At 53.8% G+C, this 2,619-nt stretch carries 2 protein-coding genes; both read left to right on the top strand.

From position 1 onward, the window contains the following. The first annotated feature begins 117 nt into the window (after positions 1–117). On the top strand, positions 118–687 hold the full coding sequence (locus CA13_RS04355) for a hypothetical protein (protein ID WP_146394760.1): 570 nt from the start codon (positions 118–120) through the stop codon (positions 685–687). Between the two features lie 1,330 nt (positions 688–2,017). Next, positions 2,018–2,308 (top strand): hypothetical protein, encoded by a 291-nt coding sequence (locus CA13_RS04345; protein WP_146394758.1) that lies wholly within the window; start codon positions 2,018–2,020, stop codon positions 2,306–2,308. Positions 2,309–2,619 lie beyond the last annotated feature (311 nt).

Here is a 2,619-nt window from a genome sequence, read left to right as displayed (position 1 = left end):
GATGCAACGGAGGACCGGTGGTTCGTTTTCACGAATGGATAGTCAACTCCCGGTCCCCGCTGATCCGTGACGTTATCCGACTGAGCTGCTCCAGCATTCGCACTAACGCGTGTTATCATGTCTCGCCGCAAACCAACGTCCCGATGGGTCACCCTCGCAGTGGTTGCGTTTGCCATCGCGATTTTGGCGGCACTCGTCGTACCTGCAATCAACGTCTACCCTATTCGCGACGAGCGCACTTCTGAGATTCTTGAGGCGTACACTCTGTCCCAGGCGACAACTGCATTCCAGCTAAACTTCGGGTACAAGCCACCGCAGACTGAGTATCAGATTCGTCGCCACCTACATGCCGTATCCCCACACGCAACCTTGAACTCCGATGATCTGGATGCTGTGATCGCGCTTGACGATGCCGAGCGGCTCGTCTTTTGGCTTGGTGGCGACACGCTACCAGCCTCCATCAGTTTTGATCGAACTGTTTTCTTCGAATTTGACCCAAGTCTCTTTGTCGATCAAGACAGCGACGGTTTCCGCGAATACCGTTCGCGACGTGACAAGGTATTTAGTTACGACTCAACTACCTCACGTGTCTCGTGCGACTTTTCTGACGACGAAATGGTTGCTAAGATTGACGCTAGTGGGATACGCAATGACTCTAGCACTGCTATCCCAGATGACGGCGGATAACCATCGGTTGCAACGGAGCGGCGGTGGTTAGCGTTTTGGCCTGCTTGCAAGTCGTTCGCCGCCGCCCGCTGAACCGTACCGTTATCCGACTGAGATTGCTGACTGCATGAATCCGTACGAGCCACCCCAATCAAACTGTGACGGCGTTGCAAAGCCGTTGGCCACTACTGTTGCGTCACTTATTGGAGTCACTTCCGGGGTTTGTTCATGGGTAGCAATGCTATTCGCCTCGGAGCCTGGCGCGACCCAGCCCCCGACGACAGTGCTACCGCCCGGCAAGGCCATTGCACATATCATCAATATTTACTCAGCTTACGTGTGGACTTCATATGCTTTTGCTGCACTCGCACTGTGCTTTCTGTGTGTCGCAGTTGTACGAAAACCACCGCAATTGCTCCACCGTAGATCGTGGGTTTTCTGCATCATCGTCGTTATGATTGCATCGGCAGTTCCTTCCGCTATCTATTTGGTGCGTGGGATAGTGATTTCGCTCTGACCACGCGGAATCTTTATTCACACGAACGGATAACCATAAAATGCACCGGAGGACGGTTGGGGCGTTTTCACAAAATGGTTACCTCTCTACCCGTCCCCGGTGATTTTTAACGTTATCCCACCAGTGCGCTCGCTAATTCCGACTTACTTACAGCCTCGCGAAAATGCTTGAATCGAAAACTGAATGCACGAAATGTCGCGCACTGATCTTGCAAGTTACCGCAGATCGAAATGGTGGACGCTGTAAGCCGTGCGCAACTGGGGCGAAGCTGGAGAATATCTCGGAAGGAATGGAATTTGGAATGCGATTTCTGCTCGGCGCATTTTTTGGTGCGATGCTTGCCGGAGTAGGTTTTGCACTCGGTTCGTTTCTTGGAACTGTCGGCGGGGTGGTTGTGGCAATTCCGTTTGCTCTCACTGGATTCATTTACGGTTGCTTTTGTGTAGAGATAAATGCGATAATACGAAGCCTCCTTCCATTCATGCTTGACCCCTGATGCAAATTGGTGGGATAACAATACGTTGCACACGGAGCCGCGGGCCGCGCGGCTTTTTCTGCTTGCATGATTTTCGCCGCGGCCCGGTGAACGTTGCCGTTATCACACTCCGGGCGATTTGTGTTCTGCTATCGGTGCGCTGTTGATGATCCCTTTTCGTCCGTTTGGTCCACAACATCGTTTGTTGCTTTCAACTTGGGACCTCGTTAAACTGATACTGCTAGGGAACGGACAACTGTCACCGAAGGGGCCGAAGGCTAAACTGACGGTGCTCGGTCGACTGATTCATCATGGTGACTCGATCGGCGTTTAACCCAAATCCGTGGGATAACCATGTGATGCAACGGAGGACGGGTGGTCCGTTTTCTCGTCTGCTTGCAAGTCGTTCGCCCGTCCCCGCTGATCACCACCGTTATCCGATCAACGACGATCGGTATGCTGGTGTTGGGCCTTGGCGTCACAACACTGGCTTGCGGCTGATGCCGGTGAACGATACACCCGACGAACCATTCCCTCGGACAACTTTTCTGGTTCGACCTTCCAATCTCCTGATGGCTTGCGCGAGCCTCCTCGCACCGACCATCGGCGTGCTCGGGCGACATTCGTTGCTCGACGACGGAACGTCCTGATGGCTTGCGCGAGCAATCTCCTGTTACCATCGGCTTGCTCGGTCTTGCTTTGGAACGTCTACTGGCATTCCACCTTCCACCTATATTCACCACGGATAACCATCCGTTGCACACGGAGCCGCGGGCCGCGCGGATTCTGAAATCAATGTCGTTTGCCGCGGCCCGGTGAACGGTGACGTTATCCGATCAACGACGATCGGTATGCTGGTGTAGGGCGTTGGCGTCACAACACTGGCTCGCGGCTGATGCCGGTGAACGATATACCCGAGGAACCATTCCCTCGGACAACTTTTCTGGTTCGACCTTCCAAG

The sequence above is a fragment of the Novipirellula herctigrandis genome, assembly GCA_007859835.1.
In the GTDB taxonomy this organism is placed as follows: Bacteria; Planctomycetota; Planctomycetia; order Pirellulales; family Pirellulaceae; genus Novipirellula_A; species Novipirellula_A herctigrandis.
This window is presented reverse-complemented; position numbering and strand designations above follow the sequence as displayed.